16 protein-coding genes are annotated in these 21,727 nt (G+C 55.9%); 2 read left to right on the top strand and 14 right to left on the bottom strand.

Going from position 1 to position 21,727, the window contains the following annotated elements; translation table 11 throughout:
* Window position 1: 1 nt before the first annotated feature.
* The 10 genes from KJW29_RS29085 to spoIIR all read right to left on the bottom strand — a co-directional run bounded on the left by KJW29_RS29085 (window position 2) and on the right by spoIIR (window position 14,663).
* On the bottom strand, window positions 2-1,033 hold the full coding sequence (locus KJW29_RS29085; RefSeq protein ID WP_246608428.1) for an L-threonylcarbamoyladenylate synthase: 1,032 nt from the start codon (window positions 1,031-1,033) through the stop codon (window positions 2-4).
* A gap of 541 nt (window positions 1,034-1,574) precedes the next feature.
* Window positions 1,575-3,227 carry a transposase gene (locus KJW29_RS29080; RefSeq protein ID WP_214627264.1) on the bottom strand — a complete coding sequence of 551 codons (1,653 nt, stop codon included), beginning with the start codon at window positions 3,225-3,227 and terminating at the stop codon, window positions 1,575-1,577.
* 662 nt (window positions 3,228-3,889) lie between these two features.
* Window positions 3,890-4,825, bottom strand: coding sequence for a glycoside hydrolase family 43 protein (locus KJW29_RS29075; RefSeq protein WP_214627263.1), 936 nt, complete (start codon window positions 4,823-4,825; stop codon window positions 3,890-3,892).
* Between the two features lie 93 nt (window positions 4,826-4,918).
* Window positions 4,919-6,892 (bottom strand): glycoside hydrolase family 127 protein, encoded by a 1,974-nt coding sequence (locus tag KJW29_RS29070; RefSeq protein ID WP_246608427.1) that lies wholly within the window; start codon window positions 6,890-6,892, stop codon window positions 4,919-4,921.
* 51 nt (window positions 6,893-6,943) lie between these two features.
* Window positions 6,944-7,774 (bottom strand): carbohydrate ABC transporter permease, encoded by an 831-nt coding sequence (locus tag KJW29_RS29065; protein ID WP_214627262.1) that lies wholly within the window; start codon window positions 7,772-7,774, stop codon window positions 6,944-6,946.
* Window positions 7,771-8,658: a carbohydrate ABC transporter permease gene (locus KJW29_RS29060; protein WP_214627261.1), complete on the bottom strand. Its 888-nt coding sequence runs from the start codon at window positions 8,656-8,658 to the stop codon at window positions 7,771-7,773. Before KJW29_RS29060 ends, KJW29_RS29065 begins: the two co-directional genes overlap by 4 nt.
* A gap of 99 nt (window positions 8,659-8,757) precedes the next feature.
* Complete coding sequence (locus KJW29_RS29055; RefSeq protein WP_214627260.1) at window positions 8,758-10,158, bottom strand: ABC transporter substrate-binding protein; 1,401 nt, start codon at window positions 10,156-10,158, stop codon at window positions 8,758-8,760.
* A gap of 127 nt (window positions 10,159-10,285) precedes the next feature.
* Complete coding sequence (locus tag KJW29_RS29050) at window positions 10,286-12,061, bottom strand: sensor histidine kinase (protein WP_214627259.1); 1,776 nt, start codon at window positions 12,059-12,061, stop codon at window positions 10,286-10,288.
* Entirely contained in the window at window positions 12,058-13,830 is a 1,773-nt protein-coding gene (locus KJW29_RS29045) for a response regulator transcription factor (protein WP_214627258.1), read from the bottom strand. The genes KJW29_RS29050 and KJW29_RS29045 overlap by 4 nt, the downstream gene beginning before the upstream one ends.
* A 95-nt stretch (window positions 13,831-13,925) precedes the next feature.
* Complete coding sequence (gene spoIIR, locus KJW29_RS29040; protein WP_214627257.1) at window positions 13,926-14,663, bottom strand: stage II sporulation protein R; 738 nt, start codon at window positions 14,661-14,663, stop codon at window positions 13,926-13,928.
* A gap of 143 nt (window positions 14,664-14,806) precedes the next feature.
* On the opposite strand from spoIIR, the gene KJW29_RS29035 reads away from it, so the two are divergent.
* Entirely contained in the window at window positions 14,807-15,769 is a 963-nt protein-coding gene (locus KJW29_RS29035; RefSeq protein WP_214627256.1) for a sigma-70 family RNA polymerase sigma factor, read from the top strand.
* Window positions 15,770-15,822: 53 nt separating this feature from the next.
* Complete coding sequence (locus KJW29_RS29030; protein WP_214627255.1) at window positions 15,823-16,263, top strand: carboxymuconolactone decarboxylase family protein; 441 nt, start codon at window positions 15,823-15,825, stop codon at window positions 16,261-16,263.
* 255 nt (window positions 16,264-16,518) lie between these two features.
* Here the strand turns inward: KJW29_RS29030 and KJW29_RS29025 are convergent, their stop codons facing one another.
* The 4 genes from KJW29_RS29025 to prfA form a co-directional block, all read right to left on the bottom strand.
* Window positions 16,519-17,034 (bottom strand): GyrI-like domain-containing protein, encoded by a 516-nt coding sequence (locus KJW29_RS29025; RefSeq protein ID WP_214627254.1) that lies wholly within the window; start codon window positions 17,032-17,034, stop codon window positions 16,519-16,521.
* A 303-nt stretch (window positions 17,035-17,337) separates the two neighbouring features.
* A complete protein-coding gene (locus KJW29_RS29020) occupies window positions 17,338-17,883 on the bottom strand; it encodes an AAA family ATPase (protein WP_214627253.1) in 546 nt (181 codons plus the stop codon).
* A 1,058-nt stretch (window positions 17,884-18,941) separates the two neighbouring features.
* Window positions 18,942-20,126 (bottom strand): N5-glutamine methyltransferase family protein, encoded by a 1,185-nt coding sequence (locus tag KJW29_RS29015; RefSeq protein ID WP_343222700.1) that lies wholly within the window; start codon window positions 20,124-20,126, stop codon window positions 18,942-18,944.
* A gap of 481 nt (window positions 20,127-20,607) precedes the next feature.
* The gene (gene prfA / locus KJW29_RS29010; protein WP_214631366.1) at window positions 20,608-21,684 is read right to left on the bottom strand and encodes a peptide chain release factor 1; all 1,077 of its coding nucleotides are present in this window, start codon (window positions 21,682-21,684) and stop codon (window positions 20,608-20,610) included.
* Window positions 21,685-21,727 lie beyond the last annotated feature (43 nt).

Raw genomic sequence — 21,727 nt, 5'->3', positions numbered from 1 at the left:
ACTAATTCCCGGGATTTGCGAGTAGGATGCGGCCGCCTGCCGCCTTGACCATCCGATTGAGAAGCGCAGCGCCGATCCCGTCCGGGCCCGGCGTTTCCGCCCAGATTCGCTGAATGCCCGCGGCATCGAACTCGCGCAGCGCGGCGTACAGGCGCTTGGCCGCCTCCTGAGGCAACGCCTCGCTGCCCATGCCAATGACGAGATCCGCCTGGTACTGCGCCGCCCGTTCGTCGAATGCGAGCACGCCGGTCGCGACACCGGCGGAACTGCAGTCCTCCACGGCATGCTGGATGGCGGCCGCCACGATGTCGCGGTCGTCGCCGCGCACCAGCGTCAGCTCGCCGCGCGGCGCATAATGCGTGTACTTCATGCCCGGAGAACGCGGGGCAGACTCCCCATGCAGTTCGTCGTCGGTTACGACGACGGCTTCCGGCAGCGCAGCCCGAAGCTGCTCCGACGTTATGCCTCCCGGTCGCAGGATGCGGACAAGGCCGTTGTCTTCCAGCTGTACGACCGTAGACTCCAGCCCTAAGCCGGTCGCTCCGCCGTCCACGATGCCGTGTATGCGGCCTCCGAGATCCTCCAGCACATGCGCGGCCGTCGTCGGGCTGGGACGGCCCGACCGATTGGCGCTCGGCGCCGCGACGGGGCAGTCGGCCTGCCGCAACAGCTCCAGCGCGACGGGATGATCCGGCATCCGGACGGCGACGGTGGACAGCCCCGCAGTCACCAGCGGCGACAGCGCTCCTTTTTGGGCGGGCAGCACGAGCGTGAGCGGCCCCGGCCAAAAGGCCGTCATAAGCGCCTCCTCCAGCGGAGAGACGGATACCGTCAGCTCGTCGAGCTGCTCCCGGCGCGCGATATGCACGATCAGCGGGTTGTCGGAGGGACGCCCCTTGGCCTCGAAGATGCCTGCGACAGCTTCGTCGCTCCGCGCATCCGCGCCGAGGCCGTATACCGTCTCGGTGGGAAAGGCCACCAGCCCGCCAGAACGCAGCTTGTCCGCGGCCATGGAGAGCTCATCCTTTGCCATGGAGAGTTCCCCCTTGGCTGTGGAGAGCTCCTTCCTGCCCGGTGCGTTGCCGCCAGTCATATTGCTCGAAGGGCCTGATTGCCAAACTATAGTCTCGATCATCTGTATGATTCAATCCTTGCTATATTTAAAATAACCGTTGCACCGTTATTATAGCACAAGAAAAGGATTAGACTGACACGCAGTATAAGTGCGAGTTCAAAAATCCGCTCCTTCCTCCTAAAGGACGGGTAAGACGTTATCCTCCAATATGAATATGTATGTTTACTGTAACAGACACACGACCTTATTCGCCTTATCGGAGCGGTATTTAGTCTCCTCCCGGCCCAGTCGCGGAGCTACTTCCGGAGCTGTAGCCCGTAAAATTCGGGTACAGGGCGTCGCGAGGCTACTTTTGGAGCTGTAACCCGAAAAGAGAGACTGTCGATTAAATAACCCTCAGACTATCCCGCATCGTGTTTTTTGTATTTTTTTACTTCTAGCCCCTTGTGGCGTCCAAATCCGGGCATATCATGCCCGTTTTTTGTTCCTTTTGCTCCCCTTAACCGGAAAATGCCCGTAGCTGACCAGAGCCACGCTTTCGCTGAAAACTCAGCGTAAGCGAACCCTGCGCATGTTTAACGATTTGCTTCAGATTCGTCACCGCGGCCACAATTTTTGTGTCTATACGTCGCTTCTCCCGGGAACGTAATCGCGTTCTGCCCAGCCCGTTGTGGTTTTTCATCTCATTACATTTCCGTTCAATGTTCGCACGCTTCTGTAGTAAAGTCTTGCCTTCATCGGTCGCATTAAAGACTTCTGCTTGCTTGAATTCCGCATAGTAATCACTGATGAAAATGGTTCTTCCGGTCTTTTTGCTCGTCGTGCATTCCGTTCTAACCGGGCAGTTCTTGCATTGCGATTTGGCGAAGATATATTGCTTGCCAAGCTCCCCCCGCATGTCGTGAGCCTGAGTGGTTACTTGACCTTGGGGGCAGGTGACCGATTCTGTTTCGAGATCGTAGTGGAATAAGTCGCTGGACATGAGTCCTTTCGCGTTGACGCCAACCGATTTTAGTGGTGCTACAAGTTGCATGCCTTCTTTCGTTAACGCCTTACGGTGCGCGCCGTATCCGTACGCAGAATCGCCCAAGACATACTCAGGCTTGGCGTTATGCTCTTTCATCACAGCGCTCACGAGTTCCTGCAGACGTTCGCCATCCGGCTCATTGCCTGCAATCGGTTCCGCATTGAGCACGATGCCATTGGTTTCTGATATGACCACCTGTACCTTGTCACCGAAGAATTGTACGGTTTTACTTTTGGCACCATTTCGCTTTTCCGGATCGACTGCGCTGCCAATACGGTCTTTGAGCCGTTTTTTACGCTCTATTTTTTTGTAGGGTACATGGGGATCATTCGGGTCTTCCGGGTACGCATTCTCCATTAAAATCTGGAACAGAATGGCCTGGTGCTCCAACGAAACCAGTCGTCGTTCCGGATAAGACCATGTCCAGAATAAGTCGCGAATCGAATCCTTTTCAAACCAGTGCAGCAGTTCGTACGCCATTAGAACCAATTGGCTGAAAGCAACGGCGAGATCCTCAGGCGTCGCATGGGGAGGAAGCTTGGCGGTCAACGGACGCAAGTCAAGCCCGGTAAGTGCGCGGTCAAACAATTGCCGGTACGCACGTTTCAAATGATTGAGCACCCGGACAAAGGCATGTTTGATTAGACGATAGGATGAGCGGTAAACGGCATTCCCTTGCGTTACGAAGGAATCGACAATCCAAATGTCCTTGTTGTCGCCCCACAACCCCTTTTGTTTGGCTTGTGCGAGAATGTGGTGATGACAAGCGTCAAACAATGCCGAACCCAGCCGGTCGCGGTCAAGGCCGATCGTACTGTGGTCGAACCCCATAAAACTGACCGGAACGCCCAAAAACCGCTTAATGAAGAGATCGCCAATGACGCGCTCCTCCATCTCGCGATCCGAAAGGTTGTAATATCGCTGGACAACGTGCAGCTTAAACTTTATGGATGGTGCATAGGGTTTTGGACCGCGCGACGAGTAGAGATGAGCACAAATGCGATCCGCGAAGCTAAAATCCACGAGTTCATCGACCTTACTCCAGATCGGATGCTCGGGCAACACGGAGTAAACCTCGATATCCGCAAATGAAAGCTGCTCAAACTGTTTGAACGCGACTGCCATTGTCATTCTCTCCCCTCAATATAAATCTATTATACCACGATATAGGGAGTTATTTAGAGATATTTGAAGAAAACGGGTGGTTTTAATGGATATTTAGGGATTTTTATTTGTGCATGTTCTAGAGTTAATCGACAGTCTCAAAGATCGGGTTACAGGATGCCACGGAGTTACTTTTGGAGCTGTAGCCCGAAAAAATCGGGTTACAGGGTGCCGCAGAGCTACTTTTGGGGCTGTAGCCCGAAAAAGTCGGGTTACAGGGTGCCGCAGAGCTACTTTTGGGGCTGTAGCCCGAAAAAGTCGGGTTACAGGGTGCCGCAGAGCTACTTTTGGGGCTGTAGCCCGAAAAAATCGGGTTACAGGGTGCCGCGAGGCTACTTTGGGAGCCGAAACCCGAAAAGTCGGGTTACAGTGCAAACGCGGAGTTACTTTTGGAGCTGCAACCCGAAAAAACAGGTTACAGTGTAAACGCGGAGTTACTTTGGGAGCTGCAACCCGAAAAAACAGGTTACAGGATACCCCGGAGCTACTTTCGAAGCTGTACCTTCGGAGCTCCAACCGGACATTAATTTTTGGCAATATTCCATACGGCGAAAAAGCACAAGCTCCAGGGAAACGGTTCCCTCGGACTTGCGCTTTTATCATCGAACCGCCTGTCTATTGCCTTAACCCATATTACGAGCAGCAACGCCATCGAATGTGATCCGAACCGGCTCGATCGTCCCGTCCGCCGCGAACGTCATCCGGTCGATGCAGACGACGCGGTGATTCGGATCGGTCTCCGATAACGGCCGGCGATGGTAAACGATGCGCCACTCGTCCGTACCGGGAATTTGCAGCACGCCATGATGCCCCGCGCTAGTGGCGACGGCGGCGTCTTGCTGCAGGATTTTGCCTACGCGCTCGAAAGGTCCCACGGGATAATCCGAGATGGCGTACGCGACCGAATAATCCGGCCCGCCCCAGCCTCCCTCCGCCCACATGAAATAGTAGCACCCGTCCCGTTTGATCATGCATGGCCCTTCCACAAACTTCTCCGGCGTCACTTCCTTGAACGTCTCTCCGTCCGGGAAATTGACGATGCTGATCATGTCCTCGCCCAGCCTCACGACATTGCATCGTCCCCAGCCGCCGTAATACAAATAGGCGGACCCGTCGTCGTCCAGAAAAACGTGGGGATCGATCGGCTGCGCGCCGTTCACGAACCGGTCGATCAGCGGTCGATCCAGCGCATCGCGATACGGCCCCTCGGGCCGGTCTGCTACAGCGACGCCGATTCCTCCGAGCTCCTCGTTGCTCTGAATATCGTTGGCAGCAAAATAATAATAGTACCGCCCGTTCTTCTCAATCGGGGATGGAGCCCATAACGCCCGCTTCGCCCACAAAATGCTGCTCATCTCGAGAATCCGCTCCGCCTTGCTCCAGTGCACGAGATCGTCCGAGTAGAAGGCGTCGAACCAGGTCTGTTCGTCGTAAGGAGCCGAGCAGGTGGGATAAATCCAATACCTTCCCTCAAAGATACGCGCCTCCGGGTCGGCGTACCAACCCGGCAGAATCGGATTGCCCGATGTCACAGCAGCTTTACTTTCACTTACGTTCATTGGCTTCCTCCTCTGATTATGGCGAACTTTGTTTCGCCGAAGGGGACATGCAGCTGCGAACGACCTGGTTCAGCATTCGCCGACCGCTCCCCCTTATACGGAGTACAGTCTGCGATCCTCCGCCGTACGCAGCCACACCTGCATATATCCCGCTTCTCTATTGTCCCAGGCATAATACGGCACGAGTGCGATAGGCGTTCCGTCTGACGCCGAGCCGCTAAGCACAGTTACGCCGCCAAGCAGCTCGGGGCGATGTTGGGCGACGAAGGACGAGCCCGGCTCAATCACGCAGCCGTCATAGGGAAGCCCCCCGTTGTCCGCCTGCTCCAGGCAATAGACGACGGGACCACGCTGGATGGCGACCCGCCCCCGATTCGACTCCACTTCGCCGCGCGCACGCACTTTCTCTGCCGGCATATCCAGCTCCAGTACAAGACTGTCTCCCGGAGTCCAACTCCGCTCGATAACCAGATAGCCGTTCTGTGTCACGGCATCCGCTCCCGAGAGCGCAACGCCGTTTAGCAGAATCCGGTAGCTCCCGCACCAGCCCGGCACCCGCAGCCGAATGGGGAAGCTGTCGCAGGCCGCAGACGATTGTACCGCATTGCCTTCCGCATAACTTCCCACATTGCTTCCAACATTGCTTCCAACATTGTTCCCCACATCGCCTCCCGAGCCGCCCGTAACTAAGCCCGAACCCAAACCCTCTGCCAACCGCAGATCAACCACGTCGATCGCGATACTGCCCTCCCACGGATAGTTCGTCGTCTGCTTCAGCCTGACGGACCGCCCGTCAGCCAACGCCAGCTCCGACTCGCCGCCCATATACTGATTGACGACAATGCCGCCGTCGGCGATGGCATACGCATATTGGCCGATAGAAGGCAGAAAGCGCACCAGATTCGTCGGGCAGCAGGAGGTGTCGAACCACGCCACGCGATGATGTCCGCCTTGAGAGGCCAGCGGATTGACATAGAAGAACCGATCGCCGTGAAGCGAGATGCCGGACAACGCGCCGTTGTACATCTCTCTCTCCACGATGTCGGCGTAGACGCCGTCGCCGAACAGCAGATTCATCCGGTGGTTCCAGAACGCCATCGCGATGGCCGCGCAGGTTTCGCAATAAGCCGTCTCGTTAGGCAGATCGTAATCGTGCGTGAAGCCCTCGTTATGATGCGACGGACCGATGCCGCCGGTAATATACATGTTCCGCTCTACCGTGTGCGCCCATACGCGGTGCAGGGCCGCCGTATATGCCGGATCCCCGGAAGCGTGAACGACATCCGCCATGGCCGCGTATTGATACATCGCGCGAACGGCATGTCCCGTCACCTTCTCGATATCCTTGACCGGCACATCGTCCTGACAATAAGCGGGGCCCCACTCCGGGATATCCCAGATTCGGCCGACGCCATGGCCGTGACCGCGCTCTTCCAGCAGCCACAGAGCCAGCTTCCAATACCGCTCTTCTCCCGTAAGCCGGTACAGCTTGACCAGCGCCAGCTCGATCTCCTGATGCCCCTCTACCCAATGACGCTTGCCGGGCCCGAAAAGCGAGTCGTAATGATCCGCCAGCCTGCGTGCGACATCCAGTATAGCCGGCTTGCCCGTCGCTTCGTAATAGGCGACCGCCGCTTCGATCAGATGGCCGCCGTTGTACATTTCGTGTTTCTCCATATCGGTCCACTTGCTCTCGGGCGCCGTCAGCGTGTAGTAGGTGCAAAGATAGCCGTCCGGCTCCTGCGCCGACGCGATCGCATCGACGATCCGGTCAATCTCCGCCTCCAGCGCGGAATCGCGATTCAGCATAAGCGAATAAGCGGCGCCCTCCAGCACCTTGTACACATCGGAATCGTTAAAATAGATTCCCTCGAACGTTCCTTCCTTCGTGCCGCCCGCCTTCTCGAAATTGGCGATACGGCCGGTCGTCTCGCATTTCTCCAGACAAGCCGGCAGCGTCACGCTCCGCACGTATTCCAGGCGCCGGCGCCAGAAGCCGTCATGGATCTCCACCTTCGTGAACGGAACGTTGCCCCAGCGCTTCAGCGGGGATGTAGCAATCGGCATGGAAACTCTCCCTCTCTCTTGTTGGTATCGATGATCTCCGTTCTAACCATGCTATCCTTTTAAACCAGTCAGCGTAATGCCCTCCAGGAAGTACCGCTGCCCGACCAGGAATACGATCACGCACGGCAGCACGACCGCGGCGGACGCGGCCATAAGCAAGTCCCACTGGGCGGTGTAGGTGCCCTGGAACATCTGCAATCCCAGCGCCAGCGTAAACAGATGGTCGCTCTTTAAGTAGATGAGCGGACCCATAAAGTCATTCCACGTGCCGAGGAAGGTGAACAGCGCAACGACGATGACGGCGGAGCGGCTGAGGGGCAGAATGATTTTGAAGTAGATGCCGAAGTAGCCGGCTCCGTCCACTACCGCCGCCTCGTCGAAGTCCCGCGGAATTGTCAGATAGAACTGCCTCAGCAGGAAGATGTTGAAGATGCCTCCTCCGAAGTAGGCGGGAGCGATCAGCGGATAATACGTATCGTAGAAGCCTAACATCTGCCAGCCCAGGAAGCTCGGAATCAAAGTCACGGCGGCGGGAAGCATCATGCTCGACATCAGGATGGCGAACACGATATCCCGTCCCTTCCACTGGATCCGCGAGAACCCGAACGCCGCGACCGTGCTTGTCACGATCGTGCCGACCAGCACGCCGATGACGATGATGAAGGTGTTCATGAAATACGTGTCGAAGGGCAGAATCGTTAGCGCCTTTTTGAAGTTGCCCCATTGCACGGGGTTCGGAATCCATTCCGGCGGCATGGTGAAGATCTGCGACAAATTCATGAGCGAGCTTCGGATCAGCCAGATAAAAGGCGTAATGAACATGACGGATACGAGAATAAGCGCGGCATAACCCGCTGCGAGCGTAAGTCTTGATGTCTTCATGAGCGCCCTCCTCCTTCATAGTACACCCATGACTTGGAGCTTTTGAACACGATAAAGGTAAAGAACAGAATGATGACGAACAGCACCCATGCAAGCGCCGACGCGTAACCCATCTCCGTATCCCGGAAGCCGGTGCGCCATAGATAGAACACGTAAAACAAGCTTTTGTTGTTAGGGCCTCCATCCGTCAGGATGTAAGCTTCGTTAAACACCTGGAACGAGCTGATAATCGTCATGATCGTGTTGAAAAACAGCGTCGGAGTCACCATCGGTATCGTAATGTGGCGCAGCTTGCTGTACCAGCCGCCGCCATCCACGTCGATTGCCTCGTAATATTGCTTCGGAATGCCGGACAAGCCCGCCAGAAAAATAATGACGGTACCGCCGATGCCCCATAACGTCGTCAGCACGACGGACGGAATAACGCTGCTCTCAGCATACAGCCAATTGCTGGTAGGCAGATGAAGCCACTCCAGCACGGTGTTGATCAGTCCCAGATCGGGATTGAGCAGCCACATCCAGATCATCGCCGACGCCACGGCCGGCACGATGCTGGGCAAATAAATAATGGTGCGGAACAGCGCCCTCCCCTTGACGTTCATGTTGAGCAGCAGCGCGACCGCGAACGAGATCAGAATAACCGCCGGCACGCGCAGCGCCACGAAATAGAAGGTAGCGCCCAGCGATTGGTAGAACAAATCGTCTTCTCCGCTGAACAAGCGGACATAATTATCAAAACCGATGAACGCAGTTCCTTCTTTGAACACGCTATAGTCGCTAAGACTAAGCACCAAGCTCGCGATCATGGGACCCAGCGTAAACAGCAGGAAGCCCAAAATCGCGGGAGACGTGAACAGCAAGCCGTACAATAGCCCTTTTCTCATGTATACCTCCCGTTGCAGGCCGACCTGTCGATGCTCCGGGACGCGGCGGCCGAGGCTGTCTAACCACGCGCCTCATGCCGCCGCCCTTCCCGTTATCATTTATTGCTGAATGTCGCGGCGACCTTGCACAAGCTCCTGCGCTTTGGCGGCGACGCCGTCCAGCGCCTCTTGCGCCGTCTGTTGGCCAAGCCAGACTTTATCCAATGCGGGTGAGACGACATCCATGATTTTGCTGAAGTTTTTGACGTAGCCCGTAGGCGTCTGATGGCTGCTGTTCAGGAGCACTTCTACGATAGCGTCCTTGTAGCCCGACGGACGGGAAGCGAGATTTTCCGTCCATCTGGCCAGAAGATCGTTCTCCGTGTACCAGCTCTTATAGGACGGCATCCAGGTGCCTGCCGTAATCATGTCGATGGACGATTCCGGATCGATCAAATATTTGATCAGCTCCCACGATTCTTGCGGATATTTCGTCGACTTGAACATCGAGAACATGCCGGCAACGATCGTCGTCATAGGCTCCTTCATGACCGGCAGCACGCCCACGTTGTAGTTAAAGTTGGATTGCGCAAGCGAAGTGGACGCCCACTGGCCGTCGATGACCATCGCGACTTTCTTAGTCTGCAGCGCCACATTGGTGCCCGGAATGTTTTTCGACTGAACCGGCGACGGCGCCACATGGTGCACATTCATCAGATCGGCGATATTTTGGAACACCTCGACCGCCTCCGGCTGATTGAGAGCGAAGGTCTTCCCGTCCGCGGAGACGAAGTCGCCCCCGTTGGAATAGATGAAATTGCTGTAGCCGCCCCACCAGGTCGGGAAGTTGATGCCGAATTGTTTGATGTTCTTCGGATCGAAAGCGGGGTCGTTCGCGTTCCTTCCCTGCGAGTCGATCGTCATCAACTTCGCCGCTTCTACGAATTCATCCCATGTCCATGCCTCGCTCGCTTTGGCAGGAGGCGGCTCGACGCCGGCATCCTTGAACATGTCTTCGTTGTAGAACAGGCCGAACGATTCCGGCCCCGGCGCGATCCCGATCACGTGACCCGGCTCCAGCGAATAGAGCAGGTTCGGCACGAGACTGTCGACGTTGATCTGCGGGTCGTTGTCCAGAAACTCTTGCAGATTCAAGAACTTTCCTTCTTCGGCCAGCGGATAAGCGATGGTGCCGGACTCCATCATGGCGATGTCGGGCACATCGTTGCCCGCGACCATCGTCGTCAGCTTCGTATCGTAATCCGCGGCGATATGCTGCAGATCGACTGTAATATGCGAGTATTTATCCTCGAATCGCTTGATGGCGACCTTGTAAGCAGCCAGCTCGTCAGGCGCGCCCCATACCGTCATGCGCAGCGTGATCGGCGCAGGCGAACCCTCTTGCCCGCTATTGCCCCCCGTATCCGTTTCTTTCGAAGGACGAGAGCAGCCGGCGAGTATCGTCGTTCCAAGAAGCGTTAGCGCCAGCAGCGAGGCTATCGTTTTTTTACTACGCAACATGTGAATATACCCCTTTCCGAATAAGCGATGATCATGCCATCTCTTTCATAGCTGCAGTCTATGATGATTTCAGTATAGAGCACCCGGTAACGCTTACATATTCCCAATATCTTTGTATTGGTGGACTTTAATTGGTTTCGTGCGGCAGCGTAATGACGATCCGCGTCCCTTCTCCGGGCCCTGAGATAATATCGACTCCGTACCGCTCGCCATAGGCAAGCCGGATTCGCGCAATCGTATTATTAATGCCGATGGACGCCGATTCCTTCTCCAAAATGGCTTGCACCGCCTCCGGTCTCATCCCCTTGCCGTTGTCCTCCACCTCGAATAGACAATCGCCGCCTTCCTTGCGAGCGCGTATATGAATAATGCCGCCCGTCTCCAGGTGGACGAAGCCGTGCAGGATGGCATTCTCGACGAACGGCTGAAACAGCAGGCGCGGCAGCTTGCAGTCGTACAGCTCGGGATCGATATCGTAATGAACCGTGAACTTGTCCTCGAACCGGGCCGACATGATGTAGAAGTAGCTCTTCATCCATTCCAGCTCCTCGGCGAGCCGGACGGAGCTCCATTCTTTGCGCGTCGTGTACTGCAGCATATGGGAGAGACAGACCAGCATCTTGCTGAGCTCCTTCTGTCCATTCTCGATGGCGGTCCAGTTCATCACGTTTAAGGTGTTGTACAGGAAGTGCGGATTCATCTGCATGTTCAAAGCCCGAATCTCCGCTTCCTGCTCCTTGAGCCGGCTCTCGTAATTCTCCGTTACCAGCAGCCGTATGCGGTCGTTCATCCGGTTGAACCGCTGAATAAGGAGACCGAATTCATCGCTGGAGCGAACGTCCAGCTGCGTATGAAAGTCGCCCTCTCCGACCGATCTCATGGCGCCCAGCAGCCGTTTGATGGGATTCGTAATTTTGCCGGAGATAAAATAAGCGAGCGCCAGCGCGACAGCGCCCATCACAAGGGAGAGCAGCACGGTGGAGGTACGGATGACGGGCACCAGCTCCTGAGCCAGCACCGATTCCGGGGTAATGACGATCGACAGCCAGCCCGTCACCTTGGAGCGATCGAAGCAGATAATAACGGCTTCGCCGTCCAGCGTCATCCGCCGCGTTCCGCTCCCCTCCTCGTGCAGCTCCTGAGTCCACTCCCCCTCGTATCTCGTGCTGATGGCCTCCGTATCGCTTCCCGCAACGATTACATTGCTCCGATCGATAACCATATAGCGGGAGTTGGCGGGAATGCTCTGCTCGAACAGCTTGGTCAGCGAGTCGGCCTTAAAGCTCACCGCAAGCACAGGCCGTTCTACGTCCGGTCCCAGCCGCTCCAGCGAGGAATTGCTGAGATAAGAGAAATCGACCACCCTCGTGGCCGAATACAAGTATTGAAAGTCCAGCCGGCTGTCATCCAGATAAGCTTGGCCGAACATGTCCGCAAAGTCGTAAGTCGGGTACCAGACCGTTTTGCCGCCTGCCTCTTGCGCCTCATGGTAAATATCCGAGTCTTGCGGCTTGCCCTGAGGCAGCGTCTGCCCGTATGTGAAATAAGACGTCCACAGCTGATACGCGTAGACGTCTTCGATCTGGGCGAAGTAGGAGCGGAGCGCGCTGCCGACTATCCTGTCGGCGGCAAGCAGCTCCGCTTCGTCGCTCGTGTCCAGCGTGTTAAAGAGCTCGAACAGCTGCCTGTCCACGAACAAGGCCTGGCTGTTCCGATCCACGATGCCGAGCTTCGTATCGATGATTTCGTTGTTCTTGACGACGATGCTCTGGACGTTCTGCTGGGCCTGGCCGACGACGACCTCAAGGCTTTTGTTGTAGAAGATGATGCCCGCCGTCACAAGCGGCACTACGATCAGAAGCACGTAGCTGACCAGAAGGCGGGTGCGGAACGTCGTTCTCATGGTGTCTCGTCTCTCCTTTGCCGCTGGGACATCTGTCGATGGCGTTCGGGCGACAGCCCGAATTGCTTTTTGAAGACGCGGCAGAAATATTTGGTGTCCGAATAGCCGCATTCCTTGGCGACTTCGTAGATCTTGAGTCGGCTGTCGGCCAGCAGCTTGGCCGCGCTGTTCATCCGGGCCTCCAGCAGATGCTCCGTAAACGTCCGGCCGGTATTATTTTTGATCCAGGTGCTGAAGTACGACGGGTTGAAGTAGAACCGCTCGGCCGCCGACTCCAGCGTGACCGGCTCCTTCCGATGCTCCGCGATCCACTTGAGGCATTCCTCCGCCAGCTCCTTGTCGCGCCCGTCCTTGCCCGCATGCAGCGCGGCGTGCACCTCGCGCAGCTTCTCCTCCATCAGCGCCGTCAGCTCCAGGTAGGTGCGGCATGCCGGCACGCCCGTCACCGCGGCTTGGGCCAGCTCTCCCCCGACCTCGCGGTCCACATGCTCGCGGTTGCGGCTCTTGATCTTCATCAGCAGCAGCGCGGCATGCTCCTTGAGCGACGGCGGCGGCAGCCGCCATCCGTCGGCCAGCCGTTCGAAAGCCTTCGCATTCATCTCGATAGCCGCTTCCGGATCTCTGCGCTGAAGCAGCTCGTACAACGCTTCGCTGTCGATCGCGGCGCCCGAATCCCATGATGCCGACGGCTCACCTCCCAAAAGCACGCCGCCTTCTCTTTCGTAAAAATGGTAAGCGCTTGCAGAGCGAGCATGACGAAATGCCCGCTGCCCCTCTTCCCACATCGAATTCCGAGCTCTGCCAACAGTGTGGCACAACCGTCCGCGGCGAAGCCAAGCTTCGTTTAGCGACTTTAAGTCCTGGAGCAGCCACTCCGCGTCTGTCGGGGCAGGGACGGATGGCGACCTTAAGTCTCGGAGCAGCTCCGCTTCATCAGCCGAAGCAGGCGCGGATAGAGTGTCGGTCTTGCGGCTCCATTCGTAGCCGGATTCGGACGAGTCCGACCTCTTCCAGCTGTCGCCTACCGCCAGGCCCGTAACATGTTCTCCTTCGGCAAACGCCGGGGATAGCCACGGCAACAATGTCAGCAGCTCGCAGCCGCCGCCCGGCGACACGTCCAGCGGCAAGGTGCATGCAGGGCCATAACGCCCGCACACCCGCTCCATCTCGGCGATGAGCGCACCGGTCCCGGAATCGCCGCTTTCGCCAGTCGCCGGATGGAACTGGGTCAGAATTATAGCGCCAGGCCCCCGCAGCCAATCCAGCCCCGCCAGCTCTTCCCGTTCCGCTTCGCTTAGAATGCCGTTCATCCAGGACAGCAGCAGCCGCTTCCTGTAAGCGGAAGCGGCCTCCTGGAGCTTTAGCTTAAGCGTCTCGGACTCCGAATCGCGAATCGTCTCCGCCCTGAGGGCTGCTTCCACCCGCTGCAAGAGGCTCTCTACCTTGCCCTCGTCCACCGGCTTCACCAAATAATCATAAGCGCCATGCCGCATCGCGGTTTGCGCGTATTCGAAACGATCATAAGCAGATACCATAACAACCTTGGGCTTCACATTTTCCCGCTCCAGCATCCCGAGAAATTCCAGTCCGTCCATATTGGGCATGCGGATGTCGGTCAGCACCACGTCAGGCCGCTCTTCCTTGATAAGCGCCAGCGCCGCCGCTCCGTCCTTCGCGTCCAGGACGAGGTCTGCGGGGCGCAGCGTTAGAATCATATTTTTCATCCCTCTGCGATGTCTCGGTTCATCGTCCACGATCAATATCTTCATCCACAATCCCTCCCCACACTTCTATTATAGTAAAAGACAGGGCGCGGCATGGGGGATAATATTTGGATAGGTGGACTTTGATTGGCTGTTCTTCCCTAGAACAAGGACTTGATCCAGTCGATGAACTTCTGTATCATTTCCCACAAGAAAAACTTTGCTTTCGGCGCTTCCGGAGTATCGGACCCGGCATCACCGGCATCTGTGGCCGACGCCGCTTTTACGTTCGTCGCGGCTTCCTCGTTCGCCTCAGCCGCAACGGCCGTTTCAACCTCAGCTGCCGCGGACGCTTCGCCTGTTGCCGCATCCACGAAGCAAAGAGGCGGGAACAGCACGCACCACCAGTTTTGACCTTTCCCTTCGCCGATCGTAACGAGCAGCGCTTCGTATTGTCCGGCAGGATATACTTTGTTGCCGTACATCTTCGTAGGGAACTCGACCAGTCCGAGCTCGGCCGAAGAATCGTATTCGAAGCCTCTGCTCTTAAGCACGCTTGCTACGACCGTTTCCAGCTCGGGAAGCTTAGACTGGATCGTGCGGCGCGCTTCTTCGATATTTTGCGGGCCTGTTGCCCAGCCGTTCATCGCTTTGACGATCTCATCGCGCACGATGCGCTTGACCATCTGATCGGCGGCACTGTCGGAATTAGCTAATATACGAAGACGGATGGCTTCCGTCGGAATGTCGCCGGTAGCGAGAGCAGCGTCCATTTTTTGAGATTCCCAGCTCATAATGAGCACAATAATTGCCATAAGAATGAATCCGTACGATTTGCGGTATGGAAAACGATAAGGTTTAGCGGAATAATGGAAAGACGAAGAATAATAGTGGGACATCACACAAGCTCCTCTCGCGCACCCGCCGGTGCGTCTGCTTGCGTTCCGGAACGTCTCTATCCGTCATTATGTCCCGACTTGCCCCTCTATAAACCTATTATTCCGAAAAAATGATAGACTTGATGCTAGGAGTTGAGTAAAGGATGTTGGATACGACGACGGCCCTTTCGTACCGTCCATTGCTGATATCGCTGGCATACCGGATGCTGGGCTCGCTCGGCGATGCGGAGGACATCGTGCAGGATGCGCTTGCCGATTACTCGCTCTCGACAAACCGCAGCGAAATCGAACACGAGAAGGCTTATTTAGTCAAGATGGTGACCAATCGGTGCCTGAACCTCAAACAATCGGCGCGCAAGCGCCGCGAGTTGTATGTCGGGCAATGGCTCCCTGAGCCCGCCGTACGATTTGCCGGCGGTTCAGGCGCTCCTGCCCTGCTGGGACAAAGGGATGCCGTCAGCGGCGGCAATCCCGCCGACTATATCGAGCGGCAGGAGAGCATTACCTATGTCATGCTCGTCATGCTGGAGCGGCTGTCCGCTGTCGAGCGCGCCGTCTTCCTGCTGCGCGAGACGCTGGACTTCGATTACGACGAGATCGCAAGCATCGTGCAGAAGTCCGCGGCCAACTGCCGCAAAATTTTCAGCCGTGCAAAAGAAAAGCTCCAGGGAGCGAATGTTGACGGCAGCGAACAAGCCGCGCGGGGAGACTTGAACGTTCATGAGGAACAGGCTTGGGCGTTCGCCAAAGCCTTTATTCAGGCGGCCGAAACGGGCAATTCGTCCACGCTTGTAAACATGCTTGCGCATGACGCCGTACTGTTGTCCGACGGCGGGGGCAAAGTCCGGGCGGCCATCAATCCTATCGAGGGCGCCGAACGCGTCGCATCCTTCTTTTTGGGCATTGCCCGCAAGCAAGCGCTCGAGGGGGAACTGTTGCCGGTGGATGTCAGCGGACAGCCGGGCGTCGTCCTTATTCGGGAGGGGATTCCGGTCAAAGTCATGGTTTTCGGATGGGATGGAGAGAGCAGGATTTCGAAGATTTTTATTATTTTGAATCCGGATAAGCTGTCTTTTGTCACAAACGGGAATGCTGCCTTGTCTTAGATAGCAGAAGCCGATGCAAGCAGGTCGGCCACACCATCTAAGGAGTGATTGGCATGGAACAAAGAATGGTATTAAACGAGGTTAACCCGGCGGCTTATGCAGCGATGACCGGTCTTGAAAAGTTTTTGGCCGGCTCCAGTCTGGATAAAACGCTGAAGGAACTCGTCAAAATACGCGCTTCGCAAATCAACGGCTGCGCCTTCTGTCTCCATATGCACGCAACCGACGCCCGCCGCAACGGCGAAACGGAAATTCGGATCTATACGCTTAACGCATGGCGCGAGACGCCTTACTTCACGCCTGCCGAGCGCGCGGCGTTGGCGCTGACGGAAGCCGTCACCCTCGTAGCCGGCAACCATGTACCGGACGACGTCTACGCGGACGCCGCGGAACACTTCGACCAAAAGCAGCTTAGCGAGCTGCTCATGGCGATCGTTACGATCAATGCCTGGAACCGCATCGCCATTACGACAGGCATGACGGCTCCGGCGTAATCGGAAACGTGGCGAGCGGATAAACCTGAAGTGTCCCATCGAACAACCCCTTGCGGGTGCGATGATCCGCCTTTGATGAATATCCCCTCTGTTCAGAACAAGCCAATCAGCATCCGGGCCGCCATTGTAGTGGAAAAATCCGCTATAACGAGCCACGCCGCGCTGCTGTAACGGCAAGTTTTAAGGCCATCCTTTTGGGATGGCCTCTCTTTGCAGCTAACATGAATTTACTGAACTCAAGTTCTTCGTCGAAATTTACGACGACTTCTTGCGAATCGGGTACAACATTGTAAAGTTAAATGTTTCGATTTCAGAATAAGGGATTGTGAGAGCGTTCAACGGTTCAAACGGAACGGTCTCCATCCCGAGCACGCCTTCGCGCCGATCCATTTCATAATCAGTTGACTGCTCGAGCCATGCAAATATCGCATCATATACTCGCCACATATGGGCCTCATCCCCGTAGACACGGGCGCTCGCACAAAGCCCTCCGCTTACCTTCAAAGTCTCGATGCCATCCGGTACATCCCCAAACTCGCGAACCGCCAGTCCGACCCAAAGCGTATCGACGTTTTTGCTCCATTGGTCCTGTGGAATGAACACATATGCTGACGGCCCATCCGCTAGTCGAACATCGTCAAGCGGAACCTGCGCTGTAAGCTTGCTCCACGCCGCCCGCGTCCCGCTCTTGTCGGGTGTCATTCCCGTTCTTACTGCCAATGCCTTGAAAGGCGCCACTTCTACCAAATCAATCGCTATTGTTTCCTGCAAAGTACCCTCTCCTTTTCCATATGATTCATGATTAACCACGCTGTCGAGATCCTGTTATCCTTATTCAATTTTTTCCACAAAAATCCTTTATCATAAAACCATCAAAAAGTCCCCCTACAGAATCATTCTCTAACCCCAAAACGCTCCCAGAGGGTTGTTCGCGTTGTCTTACCCGCCAAGAGCGAGCAATCCCAACCCCACGCCCGGAAAAGCGCCTTTCCAAGCCCGCAACGGGATTTCCCGAAAAAAACTTGCCGTTGCTTGTGGTACGATTCACCGCGCTGTCTGTAACGGCAAGTTATTTTAGGGGGTAATGAGCGCCTCATGCCCTGCTCGTTTCAATATTTCTGTTACCGTTTCTTCCGGGGTTAAATCCGATGAATCTAACCACATGCCGATTCGGGGAGTTTCCTGTCGCAATACTTTGTCTAGATCGGAGACTGTCCATATTCCATAACCTTTTTTAATGCGAATGGCCTCCCGCTCCGCCACAACCTCAGAATTGGGACAGAGTACCACCACATAGAAGGGGCGATTTTGAATAAACGAAACAAAATCGTTCAACATGCGGCCAACAACAACATCCTGTACAACGACAGTAAATCCTTCCTTAAAATAGGTGTCAGCAGCGTTGGCAGCGAGCCGATACCGAAGCCGCAGTTGCTCAAGTTCGTCGTCATTGCCCTTAGGGGACACTTCCTTTCGGTTATTCACGATCATTTTCCGATAAATATCTCCCCTGAGGTGAACAGATTTATCAAATCGTTGCGCAAGTAATTGTGCGACTGTCGATTTGCCACTAGCCATAATCCCAGTAATCAATATAATTGCCGGTTTATTTATAAGCATTTCATTCCCCTACCTTGTACTTTTTGAATATAATCTCATTCGTTGTATCAAGTTGAAAGGGGGAACACTCCTATAAAAAAACTTGCCCTCATCTATGGTATGGTTCAACGTGCCTATTCCTTCAAATATAGAGGATTATCCGCCATAAGCCCCGTTGCGTTCCGCCGACAATCTCGCGCCGCTTAACATGTTTGGATCAATATCCCCACTACTCAGGAGGTTGGATTCAGAATTAACCAAACAATAATCCGCTTTTGATGGGTATCCCCTCTGTTCAGGACGAGAAAATTTGCAATCAGAGCATTAGTGGCTTCTGCCGCTTCACACGTTTTGTGGATGCTTTTTTCACTATCCCCACTTCTCAGAATAAAATAGCACCTTGCCTTATTTCCCGATTTTGGTCACACGTTAGTTACCAATACTATTCTTGAGGAGATGGGATAATGTTCTGAGGGGAGTGGGACGGTTGCTTCGAGCCTGGTACATAACGTTTGAGGGGATTTCCTGAGTTGGCGGGATAACGTTCGGAGGGGAAAGTGGAAGGAACGCTCCGAGCTATGTACAAGCTTTGTTAGGGGGAATCTCCTGAGTAGATGGGATAGCGTTCGCCAGGCCGTTCAGAGGATGCATTTTTTTCAAACAAGTGTTCAGTGGAGGGCTTCAAGTCCAACAAGGTGATCCGGCCTGCCATCGATCTTTGGCGACGCAGTTATTTTTCTTTCCGAGAAATGGGGATAAGCACAGAGAAAAAACGCCCCTGCCAACAACTCCAAATGGGCTGGTTTGGCGGGACGCTTCTGCTATTGTTATGGGGACTCTCATGCGTCCGTTCTCACCTGCTTCCACTTTCTGAGCGGAAGGGAAAACGTTCGCAGGCGGATGATATCAGTTATATATTCGTGCAAGCACTCCCAGAAATCGAGGTCACTTGTTCACTGAGAGGATGGGATAGTGTTCAAAGTGATACGGATGGTCGAGCCAATCGAGTGACTTCACATCATGATTACAATAGCCAAATCACGCCCTAAGATCGCGTCTCTGTCACACATGTGATTGCCTTATCCGCCTGTGTTTACAGCCACGATATGACGCTCGATGCCGTTGTAATCGGTGATGATGGAAACTTCGTCCCATGCACCCATCTTTCGCATGAGTTCCGCTACAATGCGCGGCTGATGGATGCCGAGCTCGAACGCGACGATACGAGGCATCGCCGGGAGCAGCGCCAGCTGCTCCAGCATGCGGCGGTATGGATCCAGCCCATCCGTACCGCCGACCAGCGCGAGATGCGGCTCATAATCCCGCACTTCGCGCTGCAGCCCGTCCATATCCGCCGCCGGAATATACGGCGGATTGGACACGAGCACGTCGATGCGGCTCCCCGACGCGATAAAGGGAGCCAGCAGGTCGCCCTGCACGAACGTAACGCGGTCCGCCGTTCCATGGCGGGCCGCGTTTGCGCGGGCGACTTCCAGCGCGTCCGGCGACAGGTCGGACGCGCTCACATGCCAGTCGTGCCGCTGCGCAGCCAGCGTCACGGCGATGGCTCCGCTGCCGGTGCCGACGTCGACGACCGTCGGCGCCGCAGCGCGCGCCCCGGAGTTGCCGATGGGACCCGGCAACTCGTCAGCCTCTGGGCTGCCCGCAGACTCGGGCAGCCCTTGCGCTCTTCCGCTGCCCGCAGACTTGGGCAGCTCCTGCGCTTTGCCGCTGCCCGCAGACTCGGGCAGTCCCTGTGCCCTGCCGCCGCCAACAGACTCGGGCAGCCCCTGCACTCCGCCGCTGCCCGCAGACTCGGGCAGGGCGCCGGCCAGCTCCGCCGGCCACAGCCGCTCGGCGGCCGCCAGCACGCCCTCGACGAGCAGCTCCGTCTCGGGGCGCGGAATCAGCACGGCCGGCGTCACCGCGAACGGCCGGCTGTAGAACCACTCTTCGCCGATCACGTACTGGAGCGGCTCGCCCGTCGCGCGGCGGCATACCAGCGCCTGCCACTCCTCCCCCTTGTCCGAGGGTAGGAGTTCGTTCCAGGCGAGCAGTAGCGCCGCGCGGTCCATCTCCAGTACATGCAGGAGCAGTCGCTCCGCATGGCTGCGCCCATCCTCGACTCCGTTCGCTTTAAGCCAAGCTCCCGCCTTCACGCAAGCTTGCCTGAGCGTCATCGGCAGCTCATACCACCGTTCGTCCGCATGCGTCTCTTGCCCCATTGCCGCCACTCCCCTTCCATTTATCTCGTACCGCCGCATTCCGCACTTCGTCCAAACCCGAGAATTTTGTCTCAATAACGTCTCTCAGGAGGCCATCGATTCATTGTGCGCAGAACTGGAAATGAAGCTGCTGCAATCAATCATCGCCAACCTGTTAAGGAAATGGGGGCCCTTATATGGATCTTTTGGCGTGATTTTAAAATCTAACGGAACCCTGCGACGTTATTGGCGAGAAATCCAGGCAAACCGCGGACTATTGCCCACTATAAAGGCTGTCAGTTCCATTAGATTTGCGAAATGCTGCTTTTTGCTGAAATAACGCCATTGATTTCCGTTACAGTTGCTTCCGTTCATTTCTTGACGGACACTTGCCCGCAATTTCAACTTTGCACAATTACAGCATCGCTCAAGTCCGTTAGCGCGCAGACTACCAGCACAAAAAAGGATGAACCGCCGCGACAGCTACTTGCTTCTGGCGGCGTTCATCCGGCTTGTCGTTGCCTCGTATTGTCTTGGGCAATTAGATGCCCATCGTCTCGCGCTCCAACAGCTCGGCTTGCTCCGCGATCGTCAGCGACGAAATAATTTCGTTCATGTCGCCGTTCATGACGGAATCCAGCTTGTGAAGCGTCAAGTTGATGCGGTGGTCCGTTACGCGGCTTTGCGGGAAGTTGTACGTGCGAATCCGTTCGCTCCGGTCGCCAGTGCCGACCTTGCTCTTGCGCTCGCCGGCATACTTTGCTTCTTCCTCTTGGCGCTTAATATCATAAATCCGCGCGCGCAAAACTTGAAGCGCCTTCGCCTTGTTGTCGTTCTGGGACTTGCCGTCCTGACATGTCGCCATAATGCCTGTCGGCACGTGAAGCACTCGCACAGCCGACTTCGTCGTGTTGACGGACTGCCCGCCGGCGCCGCTGGAGCAGAAGGTGTCGATTCGAATGTCCTTGTCGAGGATCTCGATCTCGACATCCTCTACTTCCGGCATAACCGCAACCGTCGACGTCGATGTATGGATGCGTCCGCCGGATTCCGTTACCGGAATGCGCTGAACGCGATGCGCGCCGCTTTCGTACTTCATCTTGCTGTACGCGCCTTTGCCATTGATCATGAAGATAACCTCTTTGAATCCGCCCAAATCGTTTTCGCTGAAATCCATCAGTTCCGTACGCCAGCCCTGGGTATCCGCAAACTTCGTGTACATGCGATAGAGATCATACGCGAACAACGCAGCTTCGTCGCCGCCGGCCGCGCCGCGAATCTCGACGATAACGTTTTTGTCATCGTTGGGATCCTTCGGCAGCAGGACGATACGCATTTTCTCCTCCAGCTCCTCTTTGAGCGGAGTCAATTCCTCGATCTCCATTTTTACCATCTCGCGCATCTCGTCATCGAGCTTTTCGCCCAGCATCTGCTTGGCGTCCTCCAAATGTTCCGAGACCTGCCTATATTCCGTATAAGTTTCATACGCTTCTTGTAAATCCGACTGTTCCTTTGACAGCTCTCTCAGCCGCTTGGGATCGCTGGATACATCCGGATCGCACAGCAGCTCGCTCAGCTTCTCATATCGGTCGGCCAGTGCTTGTAAACGGTCAAACACGTTCGTCACCTCGGTTTAATTTCCTTTAGATTATTCTTTAGTA

Source organism: Paenibacillus agaridevorans, assembly GCF_018604145.1.
GTDB lineage: Bacteria > Bacillota > Bacilli > Paenibacillales > Paenibacillaceae > Pristimantibacillus > Pristimantibacillus agaridevorans.
This window is presented reverse-complemented; position numbering and strand designations above follow the sequence as displayed.